Genomic DNA, 19,802 nt, shown 5'->3' with positions numbered 1-19,802 from the left:
GGCACGCCGCCAGCGTTCGTCCTGAGCCAGGATCAAACTCTCCAAAAAGTAGTTTGACTAGCTCTTGTTTAAAACTTTAGAATTAACGTTGGCACTTCGATTTGTTTAGTTTTCAAAGAACTTTTTTGCCACTTCTTTTCTGAGGCGACTTTATTATCTTACCACTTAATTCGATGTCGGTCAATAGTTATTTTCTTTTTTTATTTTCTCGAAACAACTTATGTAACAGCGACGTATAACAATATACCATCTTTCAAACTGAGGTGTCAACTAAAAATAAAAACAAATGGAGGACCATTTGTTTTTAAACAAGAATATACGTTTTGATTACGAACATAGCCGCAATACCGGGAAGTCCGAGCAGTCCGGATACAGCTGATGTACCGGCATTGATCGGGATGTGAAACCCAATTCCTGAACCGAGGGCATTTAAAGCAAACAGGAGCAGGGCACCAGCTACAATTTTCACAGCCAGTTTTCCAATCCATTTAAAAGGTTTGGATATCGAGCCATTCATAAGCAGGAGGAGAATCGCTCCGCCTGCAGCGGATAAAACAATAATCGGGTTCATGTTACCACTCTCTTTCGCACTGCCTGTTTTGTACAAGCATATGCAAAAGGGATTTAAGTAGAACCCATGCTAAAGATTCATCCGGATTTTTCTGTTTTTTGCTTCTCTTAATAGAAAGAAGTATTTGGATTCTGCAACCTTTAATTCAAAAAGAACTTCCTCAGACGGTTCTACGCTTTTCTCCACTAGCTGCTTTTGACGATTCCATTCAGATTTATTTTTCATAAGAAGTTCGATAAGCTGTTGGTTAAAATCTTGTCTTAACCGCCCTTTTCTTTTGAAAAGCAACGAAAACCCTCCAATTATAATTCTCTTCTTCCTTCAAGTGCTTTGGAAAGAGTAACTTCGTCAGCATACTCCAGGTCCCCTCCTACAGGCAGACCGTGGGCAATTCTTGTTAATTTAATGCCAGAAGGCTTTAAGAGCCGGGATATGTACATGGCTGTCGCTTCGCCTTCAATATTCGGATTCGTAGCGAGAATGACTTCCTGAATCTGATCATCCTGAAGTCTTTTCAGCAGTTCAGGTACTTTAATATCCTCCGGTCCGATCCCTTCTATTGGGGAGATCGCTCCGTGAAGGACGTGATACAGACCGCTGAACTCTTTCATTTTTTCCATTGCAATCACGTCTTTCGGGTCCTGTACAACACATAAAACGGTCCGGTCTCTTTTTTTATCCTCGCAGATGTAGCAGGGATCCTGATCGGTAATATGTCCGCATGTGGAGCAATACGTCAGGTTTCTTTTCGCGTTTACAAGGGCTTTCGCGAAGTCAAGAACGGTGTCTTCCTTCATGCCGAGGACAAAAAAGGCCAGACGGACGGCCGTTTTAGGTCCTATGCCTGGCAGTTTGGTAAAACTATCAATTAATTTGGATATAGGTTCCGGATAATGCATTAAGCTTCCTCCTAGAACAAACCTGGCATGTTCATTCCTTTAGTGAATTGACCCATTGTTTGGGAAGTCATTTCTTCTACTTTTTTCAGTGCGTCATTTGTTGCAGCAAGAACTAAGTCCTGAAGCATTTCGATATCTTCCGGATCGACCACTTCTTCTTTGATTTTCACTTCAACGATTTCACGGTTCCCATTGGCTATAACCGTAACCATTCCGCCGCCTGCAGATCCTTCAATCAGTTTTTCGCCTAGCTCTTCCTGGGCTTTTTCCATATCTTTTTGCATTTTTTGCATTTGCTTCATCATTTTTTGCATGTTTCCCATTCCGCCGCGCATAGTAACATCTCCTTAAGTATCAGTCTTTTATTTCAATAAAATCCGGGCCTGCTAATTTTTTGGCTTCTGCAATGAAAGGGTCTTCTTCCTCTTCATTGGCATCTGAATCTTCATCCTTTTGATCCCGGATGAATTCTTCTCTTATTTTAACCCAATCCCTCTCGGGGACGCCAACCATTTCGACGCGTTTGCCGAGTAAATTTGCGAGAATGGCTTCAATATTGGTTCTGACGTCATTATTGTTCTCGGCGACCATTTTGCAGTGGATCTCATATTTAAATTTTAGCACAAATGACTTGGAGGAGGCTGCTACCGGTTCACTTTCCCCTACAAGAGCTGCATGGGAGGCTTTATTCTGGGTGCGAAGCTGGTCAAGCATGCCGCTCCAGCTCTTTTTAAGTGCGTCCAGATCACCGCGGGTGGCTTCTTTCAGAATCTCATGGATTCTTCCTGCCGGCACCTTGAAATTGCTCCGGACCATTTTGGCCGCTTTTGGATCACTTTGGCCCTGGGCTTGCTGATTTGAAGCTGCCACACCACTTTTCTTCAGTTCCTTCAGCTCCGCTTCAAGCAGGGAGATTCTCTCTAAAAGAACCGGATCCGTCCCTCCAGTCTGCACGGTCTTCACTTCGGATTCACAGAGCTTCACAATGGCCACCTCAAGGAAGATCCGCGGATGGTTCGTCCATTTCATTTCCTGCTGGCTTTTATTCAGAACATCGATGATTTCGTAAATGGCCCCCGCTCCGGTTTCCCGGGCAAGGTCCTTAAAAGTCTGATCGACAGATACCCGCTCCAAAACGTCTTCAAGACTGGGGGCTGTTTTATAAAGAAGCATGTCCCGGTAATAATAAATCAAATCTTCTATAAAACGTGCTGCATCCTTCCCCTGGTCCATCAGCTGATTCAAAATTTGCAGCGCTGCTGAAATTTCTTTTCTATGAATGGATTGAACCAGCTCAGTCAGCAGATTCTGCGAGACCGAACCAGTTATGAGGAGCGAATCCTGGAGCGTTACTTTTTCATCACTGAATGAAAGAGCCTGATCAAGGAGACTCAGGGCATCACGCATCCCTCCGTCTGCTGCTCTGGCAATCACATGCAGTGCTTCTTCCTCCGCCTCTGCATCCTGGTCTTCCATGACCGTCTTCATCCGGTCTACAATGGCATGGGAAGTAATACGCTTAAAGTCGAATCGCTGACAGCGAGAGATAATCGTTAAGGGGATTTTATGAGGCTCTGTTGTAGCCAGGATGAAAATGACATGCTTAGGCGGTTCTTCAAGGGTTTTCAGCAAGGCATTAAAGGCGCCCATCGAGAGCATATGAACCTCATCTACAATATAAACTTTGTACTGTACAGCAGATGGAGCATATTTCACTTTATCCCGGATATCGCGAATCTCGTCCACTCCATTATTCGAAGCGGCATCAATCTCAAGCACATCGGATATCGATCCGTCCGAAATCCCCCTGCAGGATGAACATTCTCCGCACGGTTCCGCGACCGGAGCCTGTTCGCAGTTAACGGCTTTGGCAAAAATTTTGGCAGCACTTGTTTTCCCTGTCCCCCGGGGGCCGGAAAATAAATAAGCATGGGAGAATTTGTTGTGAAGCAGGGCATTTTGCAATGTCCGGGTAATATGATCCTGGCCGGCTACATCCTGAAAAAGCTGCGGTCTGAATACACGGTATAATGCTTGGTAACCCACAAAAGCCCCCTCCTTTTTCATAGTCAAAATCCATTATGTATTATACCTTACAGGCGGCGCTCAGAAAAGCAGCACCCTTTTCTTTCATTATACAGAAAAACTCACCCCATGAGGGTGAGTGTTCTTATATGCATAATATAACTGCCGTGCACCTTTCGTCGATTAGCGGCCACAAGCGTTACTTAAGCAGTTAGCTCGGCCCAGGCTATCCCGCGGCACATGAAAGCTTCCACTTAATGCTGCTTCCTTCCGGACCTGACATGGTTCATGGATTTCCATTGCGCAGGACCCAGACGTCAACACCACTTACTTAAGGGCAGACCCTGCAGTCAACTAACCTCGGAAAGGGATTCGGCCTCGCTGGAGCGGATTGCGAGTACAGGGCACCGCTACCTCCCCGCTTAGCACGGCAAAATTGATACCTATTGGAAGTGCGTCTTTATCGGACGCATAATTTAGTATACTCTGATTCAGTGAAAAAATCAATTCACGGCAGCTGTAAATTTTTTGAAGTGTTCCGCTCCGCTTTTTTTCGTTCTCTTATCCCTCTGAAAAAATCCGACAAAAGATTCCCGCACTCTTCCCTGAGCACCCCTTCTGCCACTTCCGCCTGATGATTAAAACGTTCTTCCTGAAGAAGGTTCATCAGTGTTCCGGCACAGCCGCCTTTCGGATCAGGTGCACCGAATACCACCCGGCTGAACCTCGAAAGAACAATCGCACCGGCGCACATTGGACACGGCTCAAGTGTTACATAGAGAGTGGCCCCTTCAAGCCTCCACGTTCCAAGCTTCCGGCAGGCCTCGTCAATTGCCAGTATTTCAGCATGGGCGATGGCTCTTTGCTCTGTTTCCCTTAAATTGTGGGCTGCGGAAATAATCTCTCCATTGAGAACAACCACAGCGCCGATCGGCACTTCCTCAATGGCTTCAGCTTTCCTTGCTTCTTCAATCGCTGCCTTCATAAACCATTCGTCTGTTTTCATTTGCCGCTCCTTACTTATAGAACAAATTCATCCTGCATACCCTAACTTTAAAGGAGAGGACAAGATGAGTCAAAACCGCCACGCTGCATTACTCATTATTGACATGATTAATGATTTTCAATTTGAATACGGATCTGAGCTTGCTAAAAAGGCTGCTAAAATCACAGGTCCGCTGGCTGAGCTTAAAATAAAGGCGTCTGAAAGCAGCATCCCCGTTATTTATATCAATGACCATTATGAACTATGGCAGGCCAATCTGGAGAAAATCACTGAAAAATGCAGGAATCACTTAAGTGCGCCCGTAATTGACGCAATCGCTCCCAAGGATGAAGATTATTTTTTAATAAAGCCGAAGCATTCAGCCTTCTATGGAACGGCCCTGAACACCCTGCTATATCAGCTGAAGATTGATACGCTTATTTTAACCGGTCTTGCAGGAAACATCTGCGTTCTTTTTACGGCCAATGATGCGTATATGCGGGGATACAGCCTCATTGTGCCTCCTGATACGATGGCTTCGGTCAATGATGACGATGAGCAATATGCCCTCCGCATGATGGAAAACGTTTTGAAAGCACATGTGCAGCCAAGCTCGAGAATCATGCTCTAGCATAGTCCCTTTCTCCTCCTCATATTCTTCTGTATAGACCCATGAGGAGGAAGCCGGCATGCAAATTTATACAGTCAAGCAAGGCGATACCGTTTATCAGATTGCCTTTCGGTATGGGACCGCCGCGGAGGATATCATTCAAGCGAACCAGCTGCCGAACCCGGAACAGCTCGTGGTCGGGCAGGCTCTCGTCATCCCGATTAAAGGACGGTTTTATACCATTAAACGCGGGGATACACTATGGTCCATAGGGCGCCTGTTTTCCATTAATCCAAACGAGCTCGCCCGGGTTAACCGCATCAATCCTGCAAGCCCCCTTCAAGCCGGATTCCGTCTGTATATCCCTGAGCCCCCAAAAAGAAAGGCTGAATTTAACGCCTATATAGAGCCAGCTCAGGATGAGGTGACCGAAGAGCAAGAACAAAGTGCCCGGGAAGCCGTTCCTTATCTGACTTACTTAGGACCTTTCAGCTTTCGCATCCAAAAGGACGGGACGCTCAAAGAGCCCCCGTTAAACAAGCTTCCGGCTATAGCATCCGCAAATAATGTGACCCTGATGATGATAATCACCAACTTAACCGATGAAGGCTTCAGCGATGAAATTGGAAAAGTCGTGCTGAACAATCCCGAAATTCAAAATAAGCTGCTTGATTCCATCACGGCCGCCGCGAAAAAATACGGATTTCAGGATATCCATTTCGATATGGAATACTTAAGGCCCGAGGATAAAAATGCCTACAATGCCTTCTTAAGAAAAGCGAAGCAGCGGTTTCAGAAGGAAGGCTGGCTTCTTTCGACCGCCCTTGCTCCAAAAATCAAAGCCGATCAAAAAGGCAAATGGTATGAAGCACATGATTACAAAGCACATGGGGAAATTGCCGATTTTGTTGTACTGATGACGTACGAATGGGGGTATAGCGGCGGACCTCCCCTTCCCGTTTCACCCATCGGTTCAGTAGAAGAAGTAATCAATTACGCCCTGACAGAGATGCCTGCCTCAAAAATCATGATGGGGCAAAATCTGTACGGCTATGACTGGACCCTCCCCTTTAAACCTGGAGGGGAGTTCGCAAAAGCCATCAGTCCCCAGCAAGCCATAAAACTCGCAGCAGCGTACAATGCTGCCATTGAATACAGCAGCGAGGATCAGGCCCCTCATTTCAGCTACCGCGACGAGAAAGGCAAAGAGCATAAAGTCTGGTTTGAGGATGCCAGGTCCATTCAAGCTAAATTCAACTTAGTCAAACGCCTGAAGCTAAGGGGTGTAAGCTATTGGAAGCTTGGATTGTCTTTTCCTCAGAACTGGCTATTGATTGCAGACAATTTTGAGGTTGTAAAACGCCAGGGGGCGGACGCTCAATAAATCAGCAAGCCCCTGACACCTTTGTGCAAGCCATGATTGCAGATGAGGCCGTCTTGAATGAAGGATACCGAAATCCTTTAGTACCTTTGGCATACATGCTGCCCGATGAAAGTCCTGGTTATTGGCTGGACGTAGAACAGCTAGGAAATGGCTAATATACAATTGGAATGCAAGTCAACAAATGATCCTTGGGGCGGCTTCTGAATAGCAGAAGTCGCTTTTTTCTATATACCCCTATCCGCCTTAGGGTTACGAGACGAGCGAATATGGGAATGGAACGATTGATGAACATAGTAAAGGAGGGAAACAATATGTACAAAATTATTGATGCCACTTTAGCGGTTTTGATAATTCCGCTAACCGTCCTGACTGTCATGAACGGCGCAAGCATTTATTTGATCCTCTTACTGATCGCGCTTTTGTTGCTTAGTGCAGCCCAGGGCTTCCGCAGTTTAAGGGAAAAAGGGGAAACATTCCGCCCCGTTGTACTATTCCTTGCTGCAAATGTTTTTGGAATAGGTGCGTATGCAATCTACGATCTAATCTATCTTTTCTGAATTAATTTACAGAAAAGGAATAATTATTAATAAATTCATACCTCGCATACGCAGGGCTTGTTCGAAACGCCATCGTTTCACGTTAAGGAACGTCGTAATCCTCGCCTGTGAGCAGGTTCCGTCCAATGCGGGAAGACCGTTTGGATCATCAAAACCGGCCTTTTGTGTAAAGGTTGACTTCGCCTTCGTCTTCCAATACCTCCCATATCGCGTCCCACACTGCATTAAACACCGTCTTTACCCGTGCCTTATGAACACCGGTCCGCTTGGCCACCGTCGCTTTGATATAGTTTTAATATTTCCTTCTGCCAGCCAAAAGAATTCCCCAAAAAGGAAAACGCTGTGATAAAATAAAGTTTGTCTTTTTTTACTTGGCTGCGTTCCCCGCATTTATCTGATTTAAGACAGCCGCTGGGCGTAATGCTTGGGCTGTACCGTACATCACCATCTATGCGCAGCACAGCCTAAATTGATGGTTCATTGCACTGATTCTGCCTTTTAATGCCTGCCCGCGCAGGTTTACTATACCAGTTGATTGATTGCAGCAAAGGAGGAAACGGCATGAAAGGAGTACCCTTCATCACCGTAGAAGGTCCCATCGGCGTGGGGAAAACTTCTCTCGCTAAAGCGATTTCTGACCATTATCGCTATCAGCTATTAAAAGAAATTGTAGACGAAAACCCTTTTCTGGGTAAATTTTATGAAAACATTGATGAGTGGAGCTTCCAGACAGAAATGTTTTTCTTATGCAACCGCTATAAACAGCTTGAAGAGATCCAATCGGATTACCTGCTTCAGGATAAAGCCGTTGTTGCCGATTATCATATATATAAGAACCTGATTTTTGCAAAACGGACCCTGAAGGATGAACAGTATAAAAAGTACATCCAAATTTACGATATTCTGACAAGCGATATGCCGAAACCGAATATAATCCTGTACTTAAGCGCCAGCCTTGAAACGCTTCTTCAAAGAATCTCTTTGCGGGGCAGAGAAATAGAAAAGAACATCGACCCGGGATATCTTAAACAGCTGTCTGCAGATTATGAAACAGCGATGGCTCAATGGGAGCAGATTAACCCGGAAATACCGATTCTCCGCTTTAATGGGGACGAGCTTGATTTTGTCCGCCGCCCGGAAGATTTAACGTACATCCTGAAACGCCTTGATGATCATTTGTTAAAAGGAGTCAGCCATACATGAACCTGCGAGATCAATACCATATACCGAAAGATGCCGTGATTACCATCGCCGGTACAGTCGGCGTCGGAAAGTCAACGATGACCAATGCACTTGCCGAAGCCCTTCGATTCCGGACCTCTTTTGAAAAAGTCGAAACCAATCCATACCTGGATAAATTTTATGCGGATTTTGAACGCTGGAGCTTTCATCTGCAGATTTATTTTCTTGCTGAACGGTTTAAAGAGCAGAAGAGAATTTTCGAATACGGTGGCGGCTTTATCCAGGATCGGTCCATTTATGAAGACACGGGCATTTTCGCCAAAATGCATTATGAAAAAGGTACCATGACGGAAGTGGATTACGAAACGTATACAAATCTATTTGATGCAATGGTGATGACCCCATACTTCCCTCATCCCGATCTTCTCATTTACCTTGAAGGAAGCCTTGAAGACATTTTATCCAGAATCGAACGGCGCGGCCGCCCGATGGAGCAGCAGACCCCGGTTTCTTACTGGGAGGAAATGCATGAACGCTATGAAAACTGGATTAATAACTTCAATACGTGTCCAGTTATGCGATTAAATATCAACGATTATGACATAATGGCCGATGGCGGTTCGGTTGAGCCGATTCTTGAAAAAATCAGCTACTTTATGAAACAGTCCAGACAGCTTAAAAGATAAATCTGAGTATGTACCTGACGAGTTTAACTATTCGTCAGGTTTTTTTTGGAACTTTTTCCAATACCAAACGTATAGTAGCTATCCTGGACAAATAAGGAGGAAATGACTTGTCATATGTACTGGAAGTCCAAGGGCTCAAAAAGAAGATTGGAAAGCGATACATAGTCAATGATGTGAATTTCAGAGTGGAAGAAGGAGAAATTTTCGGCTTGCTCGGTCCGAACGGCGCCGGAAAAACGACGATTATCCGGATGATTACCGGGTTAATCAATCGGACGGACGGCAAGGTATTCATAAAAGGCAACAGTGTGGATACCGACTATAAGGGGTCAATGAACGAACTGGGAGCGATCGTTGAAAACCCTGAGTTTTATAAATACATGTCCGGCTATGCCAATTTGAAGCACTATGCCCGAATGTCATTAAAGCCGATTTCTGAGGAAAGAATCAAGGAAGTGGTTCAGCTTGTAAAGCTGGATGGAGCCATTTATCAAAAAGTCAAAACTTATTCCCTTGGCATGAGACAGCGGCTTGGCGTCGCCCAGGCCCTCTTGCACGGACCTTCTCTCCTTATCCTTGATGAACCGACCAATGGACTGGATCCGCAGGGAATGAAGGAATTCAGAGATTATTTGAAGGTACTCGCCGAAAACGGAACGTCTATCCTTGTTTCTTCGCATATGCTCGGTGAAATGCAGCTTATGTGCGACCGCTTTGCCATTATCGAAAAGGGCGTCCTGACCCATGTGTCTTCCATGGAGGATGAAAACAATGCATTTGCTGAAGAAATGAGGGAAGTACTCCTCGTTGTCAATGAAGCAGGCGCAGCAGCTTCCCTGCCAGGCTTTCTTTCATTAACGGAAAATCTTGACGTATCAGGTGAGCAAATTCTGAAATTCTCTGCCAAATATGATTCCCTCCCTATGATTGTAAAGGAATTGACTGATCACGGCGTGCAAATCTATGAAATGACGCCGGTGAAAAAATCGCTCGAAGACCGATTCCTGGAACTGACAAGAGAGAAGGAGGAAGCCCTCTTATGATGAATTTACTCAAAAATGAATGGATTAAAATATTTGCGAAAAAGTCATCCTGGATCTATTTTATCCTAATCGCCTTATTCATTACGATTGCCGCCGTCGGGACTGCCTATTTTGAGAGCCTGGACGATGGAACAAATACGAATGCGGACTGGAAGCAGACACTTGAGCAGGAAAATGCTTCTCTCGCTAAAGATCTCGAAGATCCCAACATCCCTGATGAGGAAAAGGAAAGCATTTCAGGATCCATTGCCCAAAACCAGTATTATTTAGATAATGATGTCAACCCGAATCAAAGAAGCAACTGGCAGTTTGCGAACTCAGCCGGCATCGGCCTCACTTCCTTTGTCGCGCTCTTCAGCGTCATTATTGCCAGTGCAAATGTTGCCTCCGAATTTTCAGACGGGACGATCAAACAGCTGCTCATTCGCCCCCACCGGAGATGGAAAATACTTTTATCCAAATACATTGCCGCCGTCGTATACTCACTCCTGCTCCTGCTGTTTTTGACCGGAGCAAGCATCCTGGCCGGCACCTTCCTGTATGGTGCGGGGGACTTCGGAGCTAAAATAGCCGAAATCCCGATGACATTTGACGCAGCCGCGGAACCGGTTATCGGATCGGCGGGAGGCATCTTTTTCAAAAAAATCCTTCTCTATATCCCGAATCTGATTGTCGTCACAACGATCGCCTTTATGCTGTCCACCCTTTTCAAAAGCCAGGCCATGGCTGTAGGGATTGGAATTTTTGTTCTGTTTATGAATGATGTATTAAGTTCAGCCGTACAGCTGCTGATTACTTTGGAGCAGGAGTGGGCAAAGCTCTTGCTGTTCCCTCACCTGAACTTGATGCAGTATGCCGCTGCGGATGAAATTCTCCCAGGCGTAACGCTCACGTACTCGTCCATTGTTATGCTTGTGTACTATCTGATTTTCATGGCTATCACCTTTTTCTTTTTCCAGAGAAAAGATGTAAGCATTTAACAGCGGACAGGCTGCCTTAAACGCTTGCTGAGAGAAAAGATTAGACTAGGAAACCCCCGGTATGCATATGCCGGGGGTTTCCTAGTAAAAATCGTTTCTAAAGAATAGGTAAAGGGGCTGAGAGCAGCGCGACGAAACGGGTTCGCCTGGACGGTGCGGAATGTAAACAGACTTACTGGACATCCGTGAAGGAACGCACCTTTGCCTACTGTCCCAGGCGCTTGAACCAGACTCTGCCCCACAGATTTTTTTAAGCACAAAAAATCCGCTGCATGAACCATGCAGCGGACCAATCTCCAATTTATGCGCGTTACATAATAATTAAATGGAGGAGGAAGGGGGATTCGAACCCCCGCGGGGTTTGACCCCCCTGTCGGTTTTCAAGACCGATCCCTTCAGCCGGACTTGGGTATTCCTCCGTGTCGACAAGAATAAATATAGCACAATATAAAAATGCTTGTCAACACAATTTTTGAAATGAATTATGAATGAGCAGCTGGCTTAATGACCTCTTTATTTCCCATGTACGGACGGAGAACTGCAGGAATGATCACACTTCCGTCCTCCTGCTGGTAATTCTCCAGGATCGCCGCTACCGTTCTTCCGAGCGCTAAACCAGATCCATTTAATGTATGAACCGGCTCCGGTTTCGCTTTTGGCTCTGGACGGAAACGGATATTGGCACGGCGGGCCTGAAACGCTTCGAAATTTGAACAGGAAGAAATTTCACGGTAAGATCCGTTGCTTGGGATCCATACCTCCAAGTCATATTTCTTTGCTGCGGTGAATCCTAAATCAGCTGTACACATGCTCATAACACGATAAGGTAGGTTAAGAAGCTGCAGGACCTTCTCGGCATGTCCTGTCAGGTTCTCGAGCTCTTCATAGGAGTTTTCAGGCTTCACAAATCTCACAAGCTCCACTTTATTAAACTGATGCTGGCGAATCAGTCCCCTTGTATCTCTCCCGGCAGAACCGGCTTCGGAGCGGAAGCAGGCACTGAATGCCGTATAGCTGATCGGCAGCTTGGAAGCATCCAGAATTTCATCCCGGTGCATATTGGTTACTGGTACTTCTGCTGTCGGCACGAGGAAATAGTCCTCCTCACGGATTTTAAAAGCATCTTCCTCAAATTTCGGAAGCTGGCCGGTCCCTGTCATACTTGCCCGGTTGACCATGTATGGAGGCAGCACTTCCGTATAGCCGTGCTCATCATTATGAAGATCCATCATGAAGTTCAAAAGCGCGCGCTCGAGGCGGGCGCCAAGCCCTTTATAAAAAACGAAGCGGCTCCCGGTTACTTTTGCGGCTCTCTCAAAGTCTAAAATGTCCAGATGACTTGCCAGATCCCAATGCGCCTTTGCTTCAAACCCAAAATCGCGAATCTCACCCCATGTGCGGACCTCGATGTTATCATCCTCAGAATCCCCTTGAGGAACACTTTCATGCGGAATGTTCGGGATGGATAAAAGGAGCCTCTCAAGCGTCTCTTCCACTCCGCGCAGCTCTTCGTCAATCTCTTTAATGCGGTCTCCGACCTGACGCATTTCCTTAATGAGATCCTCCGCATCCTTTTTCTCTTTCTTTAAAGCAGCAATCTGGCCGGATACTTCATTCCGCTTGCTCTTTAGCTCCTCTGTTGCAGCAATCAACTGTCGTCTTTTCGTATCCAGCTCTTCGAATTTTTCAAAGTCCGTCAGATCTTCTCCCCGATAAGAAAGCTTTTGTTTTACTTCTTCGAAATTTTGACGCAAATACTTAATGTCCAGCACAGCAATCTCTCCCTTGTCAAAGTTGATTTTGTTAGAACCAGGTATTGAGTTTGAATAACCTTTAAAAATGGCTTTGTCAAAGCATCGTGTTGATTTCACACTTGCTGATAGGAGCGGAAGACGTTAGACCCGAGCTAAGAACAACGGGACAGAACGGGACAGGTGAGATCCCGCAGCGGCGAAGCCAGGAGGAGGCTCACCGCCCTTGAATAATAATCAGCAGCCAAATTTTGCAGAGCTAAAAAAACAAAAAACTCCCGTCCCTTATATAAAGGGACGGGAGTTAACCCGCGATGCCACCCTAATTGAAGACCGAAGTCTTCCAGCTCTGCATGATAACGGCCATGACCGGAAGCATTTCAATGCTTCACTCAAGGATGGATTCACAAACTTCCAGCACCGGTTCACACCAACCACCGGCTCTCTTTAAGAAGGAAAATTTGCTACTGCTTCCTGTCAATGCTTTAACGTTTCTTTTGATAGTACATAATTTACTACAAGTCTGAACCAGTTTCAACCTTTTTATGCAGATGCTTTTTCTTTTGATTCCTTCACCATCGATAAAAAGAGACCGGTCATCCTATGATCATCAGTTAATTCAGGATGGAAGGAGCAGCCAAGCAGGTGATCCTGTCTTGCTGCTACAATCCGTCCATTGTGTTTAGAAAGGACTTCGACATCCTCCCCTACTTCTACAATATGAGGGGCGCGGATAAATACACCGGTAAAATTTTCGCCAACACCCGTAATGTTCAGATCCGCTTCAAAGCTTTCACGCTGGCGTCCAAAGGAATTGCGTTCGACTTTAATGTCCATGACGCCAAGATGCCCTTCCTCATACCCGACGATATCGGATGCGAGGATGATCAGTCCCGCACATGTACCAAAAACCGGTTTATGGGCCGCGAATTCACGCAGCGGTTCCATGAAGCCGTATTTATCAATCAGACGGCGTATAGCCGTACTTTCTCCGCCCGGGATGATTAAGCCATCCATTTCTTTCAGCTGTTCAGGACGCTTTACCGTAACGGCAGCGGCTCCGCTTGCTTCAATCGAGCGGATATGCTCTCGGAAAGCCCCCTGAAGAGCTAAAACTCCAATTGTATACATTGTCCAAAACTCCTTTTTACCAGCCGCGCTCCTGCATACGGTTTTCAGGAAGAAGAGTTGAAATTTCAATCCCCTTCATGGCTGTACCAAGACCTTTTGAGAGGCTGGCGATTAATTCGTAGTCCTCATAGTGAGTGGTTGCTTCAACAATAGCACGCGCGAATTTGGCCGGGTTGTCGGATTTGAAAATACCAGATCCAACGAATACGCCATCCGAGCCAAGCTGCATCATTAGAGCTGCATCGGCAGGTGTCGCGATACCGCCTGCTGCAAAGTTAACAACCGGAAGGCGGCCTTCTTTTTTAATTTGAAGAAGAAGCTCGTACGGTGCACCTAGCAGCTTCGCCTCAGTCATCAGCTCGTCCTCGTTCATGCCGGCAACCTTGCGGATCTGGGCATTCACTTTACGGATATGGCGAACAGCCTCTACGATGTTTCCGGTTCCAGGCTCACCCTTCGTACGAAGCATGGAAGCTCCTTCGCCGATGCGGCGTGCTGCTTCGCCAAGATCACGGCAGCCGCAAACGAACGGAACCGTATAATCACGTTTATTTAAATGGAATTCCTCATCAGCCGGAGTCAGAACTTCACTTTCATCAATGTAGTCTACACCCATCGCTTCAAGTACACGTGCCTCAACGATATGTCCGATTCGGGCTTTCGCCATAACCGGAACTGATACAGCCTTCATGACTTCCTCTACAATCGTAGGATCCGCCATTCTTGCCACTCCGCCTGCTGCACGGATATCCGCCGGTACCCGCTCAAGAGCCATAACAGCTACGGCGCCGGCTTCCTCCGCGATTTTTGCTTGCTCTGCATTTACAACATCCATAATAACGCCGCCTTTTTGCATTTCTGCCATGCCGCGCTTTACTCGATCTGTGCCTGTATTCATTGTAAATCCCCCTCTATACTCAACATTATAGTTTTTGAATTCATATCCTCTATTTTATATCATAACCCCAAATAATCCTATACTATTATACAGTTCTATATTCAATATTCTAAAAGTTCAAGGTAAGGATAGGAAAAGGCACCTGGTAAGGTGCCTTCGTTTTATGAGAACCAGCCGCCGACGGTTTGTACTACACTATTCCAAAGTCCGGCGAAAAATCCGCCTATGCCTCTCATTGTAAGGACAAACCAGTTGGCTTTCTCTACGCCTTCTTTTGTGATCACGTTTACTTCTCCCCCAGTTTCACCTGAAAGGAATCCGTAATCTTTTTCCTCGCCGCTGTAATCAACGACCATTTTTCCGACCGCTTCTTTTTCCTTAAAAGGAGCAGTCAGCTCGCCGTTTTCGTTCAGCTTCTTTTTATCAATTACATATTTCGCTTTATAGTTTTCTTTTTCCCCATTTTTAACAGCCACTTTTAGAGGCTTGTCTGTCTGGATCTGAACTTCTTTTTCCTTCCCGCTTACAACCGGAACAGAAGATTGATCCTTAAGCTGATGACCGGCAGGATACAGCTCTTCAACTGAGTAGTTATTGAAGGCAAAATCAAGCAATTTCTTTGTTTCCTTGAAACGAGGTGATTTTAAGTCTCCAGAACCATCCGAAGCATCCATCACGACCGTTATCACACGCATGCCGTTTTTTTCGGCAGTAGCCGTAAAGGATGAACCGGCAGAGTTTGTAGACCCTGTTTTTAATCCGTCTACTCCCTCATACTCATAAATCAGTCCTTTGAGCATCCAGTTGTAGTTCGGCATCTCTGTGCCTTCTTTGAATGTTTTCCTTGGAATGCTTGCTGTTTCTAATATCTCCGGGTAATCCTGAATCAAACGGGAAGCGAGCTTTGCCATGTCACGTGCTGACACTTTGTTCTCATCATCCTCTGTCGTGCCCTCCGGATGATTGCCATTTAAATCTTTATTTTCAAGACCTGTTGCATTTACAAAATCGTATTCCTTCAGTCCCAGTTCTTTTGCTTTATCGTTCATCTTTTTAACAAAGTTGGCTTCAGATCCTGCAACGACCTCTGCAAGAGCAATCGCAGCGCCATTGGCAGAATAGATTGCCATCGCTTCATAAAGCTCTTTAACTGTATAGCTTCCATCCCTTCGGAGCGGGACGTTGGAAAGTTCGCGGATTTGAGAGATGCTGTATGTATAGTCGTTAGGCGTATACGTTTGCTCCCATGTAATTTTTCCTTCGTCAATCGCCTCAAGAACAAGATACTCTGTCATTATTTTTGCCATGCTGGCAATTGGGAGCGACTCATCTATGTTATTTCCGTAGAGGATTTTTCCAGAGGATGCTTCAACCAAAATGGATGCCTTTGCATTGATGCTGATCGGGTCGGACGCAGCGGCTGCCTGTTTCATCGGAGCAAGGGCGCTCACAAACAGGATGGCCGCCATAAACACTGCCAAAATACGTTTTTGATTCATGCTGTTTACTTACCTCCAAGTTAAGTTCATTTGCTAATCTATTTAATAGGTTTGACTATGGGAAAAAAAGCTGTAAAGGGGATAGTATAGTATACGAAATTTCCGTTCCCGGTAAGGCGGACCTTCGCAAAATTTTTGCAAGAATAGAAACACAAATTTAATTCTATCACAGCAAATATAAAAAAAATAGACAGAGAACGAGACTCTGTCTAAATGTTTGGATTTTGTCCATTTTTGCAGTTACCGGGAGTAATTTGGAGATTCCTTCGTAATGTTCACATCGTGCGGATGGCTCTCAATCAGCCCTGCTCCGGTCATGCGGATAAACTTCGAATTTTCGCGAAGTTCATGCAGGTTTTTCGTTCCGCAATACCCCATTCCGGACCGTAGACCGCCTGTCAGCTGATAAATCGTTTCCGCCAAAGGACCCTTATAAGCGATGCGCCCTTCAATTCCTTCAGGAACGAATTTTTTGTTGTCCTCCTGGAAATAACGGTCCTTGCTTCCTTTTTCCATCGCTCCGACAGAACCCATCCCCCGGTATACCTTGAACCGTCTTCCCTGGAAGATTTCCGTTTCCCCTGGGCTTTCCGACGTGCCGGCAAGCAAGCTTCCAAGCATAACCGCATGGCCGCCGGCAGCAAGTGCCTTCACAATATCTCCGGAGTATTTAATGCCGCCGTCTGCGATGATGGTTGCGCCGTGATTGCGGGCCTCAGTAGCACAATCATAGACAGCCGTGATTTGCGGAACGCCTACCCCTGCCACAACCCGCGTCGTACAGATAGATCCCGGACCAATTCCGACTTTCACAACGTTTGCTCCCGCTTCAATCAAATCCTTCGTCGCTTCAGGGGTTGCTACGTTTCCGGCGATGATATTAAGTTCCGGATAGGTTTCTCTGATTTTTCTTACCGCATCAAGCACACCTTTTGAATGGCCATGCGCGGTATCGAGCACAATAACGTCAACACCTGCTTCCACAAGCTTTTCGACTCTGAGCATCGTATCAGCTGTCACGCCGACCGCTCCCCCGACGAGCAGCCGTCCATGAACATCCTTTGCAGAATTCGGAAATTCAATAACTTTTTCAATATCCTTGATCGTAATTAAGCCCTTCAGCACGCCTTCATTATCCACTAAAGGAAGCTTTTCAATCTTGTATTTCTGCAAAATGCTTTCAGCTTCCTGAAGGGTCGTTCCGACGGATGCAGTTACAAGCTTATCTTTTGTCATCACATCCGAGATTTTAATGGAATAGTCCTGGATAAAGCGCAAATCGCGATTCGTAATAATTCCGACCAGCTTTTGCTCTTCCAGAGTATTCACAATCGGCACCCCTGAAATACGGTACTTGCCCATTAAATGCTCGGCATCGAACACTTGATGCTCAGGAGTTAAAAAGAATGGATCGGTAATGACACCGCGCTCAGAGCGCTTTACCTTATCCACGTGCTCTGCCTGCTGCTCGATGGACATGTTTTTATGGATCACTCCAAGTCCGCCCTGTCTGGCCATTGCAATTGCCATTTCCGCTTCCGTTACCGTATCCATCCCGGCACTGATAATAGGGAGATTTAATTTAAGGGTGGAGGTCAATTCAACCTTAAGGTCCACAACTCTTGGCAGTATTTCCGATTTAGCCGGCACCAGCAGAACATCATCAAACGTCAAACCTTCTTTAGCAAATTTATCATTCCACATTATATAAATCCCCTCGATTCCGCAAAATATTATTAGTAGAGTATCAATACGTCCTAGATACTGTCAAGACAACATTGAAGAGTTTAAATATTAAGAAAACTGGAGACGCATACTTATGACACCCTGGAAACCATACATCCTCTTTTATTCAACAGAAAGCACCCAAAAGTTTCTGGAAAAAATTTATAAAAAACACGGAGCTGAAGCAGCCTTGCTTTCCTACCGCAATTCCTGCCCCTTTACCTATTACCTGATGCATGCAGAGAGCTTTTACCGCCAAGCCGAAGCAGCTCCCTTTTCAATCCGGCCCATTTTGCTCTTCTACGGACTGTCTCAGCTCATCAAGGCATGCCTCCTGACAGAGGATCCTCATTATCCGGAAACAACCTCCGTCCTTGCCCATGGCGTTACTGCCCGCAAAAAGAAAAAGCAGGACTACTCCTTTTTAAAGGATGAAGTCCGTGTACAGAAAAATGGCCTGTTTCATCATACTGCCCGCACCCTCTTCCATCTCCGTGAAATGGATCGCGACCGCTACACCATGGAGATGCTGCTTCGCCGAATACCGGAAATGGAGTCCTGCTTTACGTTTCTCCGGAATGGAAAAGCCCCCATCCCGCTAAAGCAGGATCTCCATGCCATCATTGTGCCACCTGAAGCAGCAACCGCCTACCATATAACCGATCGAAGGCTGGCAGAAATCATTGAACATCACACAGGTTTGTCTGCAGAAGAAAAAAACGGGGAGTTCAGGATTGACACGCAAGACACGCTTACCCCCTTTGCCTCCTCCCTCTTCTCGTACCACTGCGGAAAAAAGGAATACTCGCTGCCGGCAGAAAAACAGCAGCTGTTCATCCTGCCTGAGCTTCTGACTCATTATTTAGTATCCTACAACCTCAGTATGATCTCCCGGTATGAAACGGAATGGTGGTATGACCTGATCCAAAACCGCGCTTCCAGTGATTACATTTATATCAGCTCGTTTATGGAGATTACAGGTGAAAAGATTCCGAGACTGGTTTGGGATTATTTGAGCGGGAGAGCTTTGGGTTAGGGGTGTGAGGTTGGGGGTGGCGCTGGGGTTGGGATTGGGGGTGGCGCTAGTGGTGGCGTTGGGGGTGGCGCTAGTGGTGGCGTTGGGGGTGGCGCTAGGGGTGGCGTTGGGGGTGGCGCTAGGGGTGGCGTTGGGGGTGGCGCTAGGGGTGGCGTTGGGGGTGGCGCTAGGGGTGGCGTTGGGGGTGGCGCTAGTGGTGGCGCTGGGGTTGGCATTGGGCGTGGATGCGGGGGATTGCGGCCGGGCACGGGTGGTGTGTTGGGGCGGATAGGCACTGGTTGGACGTGCTCTTCGTATTGGGATGGGGGCAAGTTGTTGCTATGGGACATCCTGCGGCGGGAAGTTGGCTTTGAGCCACATATTGCGATGGGCATGGGCGGGACAGCGGGGTTGGTATTGAGGAAGCAGGCTGGATGTGGGAGATGCGATTGATTTTTGAGAATTTGAATTAATACTGGATAGCCATTGACTGCTGTTTAGGGATATTGGCAGTTTGAACGTTTGTATGAGGGAGATTTCAGCTCTTTTAGGGAGTTTCTAGTCCGGCTGGGAGTTTTATTGGGTTATTCCAAGAAAGAATTCGGGTTACGGCGCTTTGTAAGCCGGAAGTTTTGGAGGATATCGGCGGTATTCTCATTTTATCGGCTATTATTGAAAGATATCGGCTATTTTTCCAATATATCGGCTATTATTTCATTTTATCGACCGAAACGGGGCGGATATCGACTTTTCGGGAGGATTCGACAAAGATGGCATCCCTGGCACCCCCGGCCGCCAGGCTCGAGGAGGCGTTCCCACCATCATCGGCCAAGGCGGTTTCGGGTATGCGGCTCGCCCTCT

General features: G+C 46.4%; 19 protein-coding genes, 1 tRNA gene, 1 other RNA gene and 1 other annotated feature. Of the genes, 8 read left to right on the top strand and 13 right to left on the bottom strand.

Translation table 11 applies throughout. The features are described 5' to 3' along the window. Positions 1-304 precede the first annotated feature (304 nt). The 7 genes from ACQCVE_RS19180 to tadA all read right to left on the bottom strand — a co-directional run bounded on the left by ACQCVE_RS19180 (position 305) and on the right by tadA (position 4,501). Positions 305-571, bottom strand: a complete 267-nt coding sequence (locus ACQCVE_RS19180) for a pro-sigmaK processing inhibitor BofA family protein (protein WP_426847208.1) — start codon at positions 569-571, stop codon at positions 305-307. A gap of 69 nt (positions 572-640) precedes the next feature. Further along, a complete protein-coding gene (locus tag ACQCVE_RS19175; protein ID WP_426847207.1) occupies positions 641-859 on the bottom strand; it encodes a YaaL family protein in 219 nt (72 codons plus the stop codon). Between the two features lie 14 nt (positions 860-873). Beyond that, positions 874-1,470 (bottom strand): recombination mediator RecR, encoded by a 597-nt coding sequence (gene recR / locus ACQCVE_RS19170; protein ID WP_426847206.1) that lies wholly within the window; start codon positions 1,468-1,470, stop codon positions 874-876. An 11-nt stretch (positions 1,471-1,481) separates the two neighbouring features. After that, positions 1,482-1,805: a YbaB/EbfC family nucleoid-associated protein gene (locus tag ACQCVE_RS19165; RefSeq protein WP_426847205.1), complete on the bottom strand. Its 324-nt coding sequence runs from the start codon at positions 1,803-1,805 to the stop codon at positions 1,482-1,484. A gap of 19 nt (positions 1,806-1,824) precedes the next feature. Further along, positions 1,825-3,516, bottom strand: coding sequence for a DNA polymerase III subunit gamma/tau (dnaX, locus tag ACQCVE_RS19160; RefSeq protein ID WP_426847204.1), 1,692 nt, complete (start codon positions 3,514-3,516; stop codon positions 1,825-1,827). Between the two features lie 144 nt (positions 3,517-3,660). After that, positions 3,661-3,926: signal recognition particle sRNA large type (gene ffs, locus ACQCVE_RS19155), an RNA gene on the bottom strand. Positions 3,927-4,003: 77 nt separating this feature from the next. Continuing rightward, on the bottom strand, positions 4,004-4,501 hold the full coding sequence (tadA, locus tag ACQCVE_RS19150) for a tRNA adenosine(34) deaminase TadA (protein ID WP_426847203.1): 498 nt from the start codon (positions 4,499-4,501) through the stop codon (positions 4,004-4,006). A gap of 64 nt (positions 4,502-4,565) precedes the next feature. Here tadA and ACQCVE_RS19145 point away from each other — a divergent pair, with 64 nt between their 5' ends. The 7 genes from ACQCVE_RS19145 to ACQCVE_RS19115 all read left to right on the top strand — a co-directional run bounded on the left by ACQCVE_RS19145 (position 4,566) and on the right by ACQCVE_RS19115 (position 10,922). Continuing rightward, on the top strand, positions 4,566-5,111 hold the full coding sequence (locus ACQCVE_RS19145; RefSeq protein ID WP_426847202.1) for an isochorismatase family cysteine hydrolase: 546 nt from the start codon (positions 4,566-4,568) through the stop codon (positions 5,109-5,111). A gap of 58 nt (positions 5,112-5,169) precedes the next feature. Continuing rightward, the gene (locus ACQCVE_RS19140) at positions 5,170-6,474 is read left to right on the top strand and encodes a glycosyl hydrolase family 18 protein (RefSeq protein WP_426847201.1); all 1,305 of its coding nucleotides are present in this window, start codon (positions 5,170-5,172) and stop codon (positions 6,472-6,474) included. A gap of 311 nt (positions 6,475-6,785) precedes the next feature. Beyond that, on the top strand, positions 6,786-7,031 hold the full coding sequence (locus ACQCVE_RS19135) for a hypothetical protein (RefSeq protein ID WP_426863648.1): 246 nt from the start codon (positions 6,786-6,788) through the stop codon (positions 7,029-7,031). A gap of 561 nt (positions 7,032-7,592) precedes the next feature. After that, positions 7,593-8,234 (top strand): deoxynucleoside kinase, encoded by a 642-nt coding sequence (locus ACQCVE_RS19130; protein ID WP_426847198.1) that lies wholly within the window; start codon positions 7,593-7,595, stop codon positions 8,232-8,234. Next, positions 8,231-8,899, top strand: coding sequence for a deoxynucleoside kinase (locus tag ACQCVE_RS19125; RefSeq protein ID WP_426847197.1), 669 nt, complete (start codon positions 8,231-8,233; stop codon positions 8,897-8,899). Before ACQCVE_RS19130 ends, ACQCVE_RS19125 begins: the two co-directional genes overlap by 4 nt. Before the next feature lie 107 nt (positions 8,900-9,006). After that, positions 9,007-9,942 carry an ABC transporter ATP-binding protein gene (locus ACQCVE_RS19120; RefSeq protein ID WP_426863647.1) on the top strand — a complete coding sequence of 312 codons (936 nt, stop codon included), beginning with the start codon at positions 9,007-9,009 and terminating at the stop codon, positions 9,940-9,942. Next, positions 9,939-10,922 (top strand): ABC transporter permease subunit, encoded by a 984-nt coding sequence (locus ACQCVE_RS19115; RefSeq protein WP_426847195.1) that lies wholly within the window; start codon positions 9,939-9,941, stop codon positions 10,920-10,922. Before ACQCVE_RS19120 ends, ACQCVE_RS19115 begins: the two co-directional genes overlap by 4 nt. 326 nt (positions 10,923-11,248) lie before the next feature. On the opposite strand, the gene ACQCVE_RS19110 is transcribed toward ACQCVE_RS19115, so the two are convergent. From ACQCVE_RS19110 to guaB, 6 genes are all read right to left on the bottom strand, one after another. Further along, positions 11,249-11,341: transfer RNA gene (locus tag ACQCVE_RS19110), tRNA-Ser, on the bottom strand. A gap of 63 nt (positions 11,342-11,404) precedes the next feature. Further along, positions 11,405-12,694, bottom strand: a complete 1,290-nt coding sequence (gene serS / locus ACQCVE_RS19105; protein ID WP_426863646.1) for a serine--tRNA ligase — start codon at positions 12,692-12,694, stop codon at positions 11,405-11,407. Between the two features lie 269 nt (positions 12,695-12,963). Further along, positions 12,964-13,163 (bottom strand) — a binding site (T-box leader). Positions 13,164-13,216: 53 nt separating this feature from the next. Then, positions 13,217-13,804, bottom strand: coding sequence for a pyridoxal 5'-phosphate synthase glutaminase subunit PdxT (gene pdxT / locus ACQCVE_RS19100; RefSeq protein ID WP_426847193.1), 588 nt, complete (start codon positions 13,802-13,804; stop codon positions 13,217-13,219). Between the two features lie 16 nt (positions 13,805-13,820). Then, a complete protein-coding gene (pdxS, locus tag ACQCVE_RS19095) occupies positions 13,821-14,702 on the bottom strand; it encodes a pyridoxal 5'-phosphate synthase subunit PdxS (protein WP_426847192.1) in 882 nt (293 codons plus the stop codon). A gap of 161 nt (positions 14,703-14,863) precedes the next feature. Continuing rightward, positions 14,864-16,201 (bottom strand): serine hydrolase, encoded by a 1,338-nt coding sequence (locus ACQCVE_RS19090; RefSeq protein WP_426863645.1) that lies wholly within the window; start codon positions 16,199-16,201, stop codon positions 14,864-14,866. A gap of 240 nt (positions 16,202-16,441) precedes the next feature. Then, positions 16,442-17,905 carry an inosine 5'-monophosphate dehydrogenase gene (gene guaB, locus ACQCVE_RS19085; protein WP_426863644.1) on the bottom strand — a complete coding sequence of 488 codons (1,464 nt, stop codon included), beginning with the start codon at positions 17,903-17,905 and terminating at the stop codon, positions 16,442-16,444. 115 nt (positions 17,906-18,020) lie between these two features. Here guaB and ACQCVE_RS19080 point away from each other — a divergent pair, with 115 nt between their 5' ends. Continuing rightward, complete coding sequence (locus ACQCVE_RS19080; protein WP_426847189.1) at positions 18,021-18,962, top strand: YaaC family protein; 942 nt, start codon at positions 18,021-18,023, stop codon at positions 18,960-18,962. Positions 18,963-19,802 lie beyond the last annotated feature (840 nt).

This window comes from Metabacillus sp. 113a (assembly GCF_050107635.1).
Taxonomy (GTDB): Bacteria; Bacillota; Bacilli; order Bacillales; family Bacillaceae; genus Metabacillus_B.
This window is presented reverse-complemented; position numbering and strand designations above follow the sequence as displayed.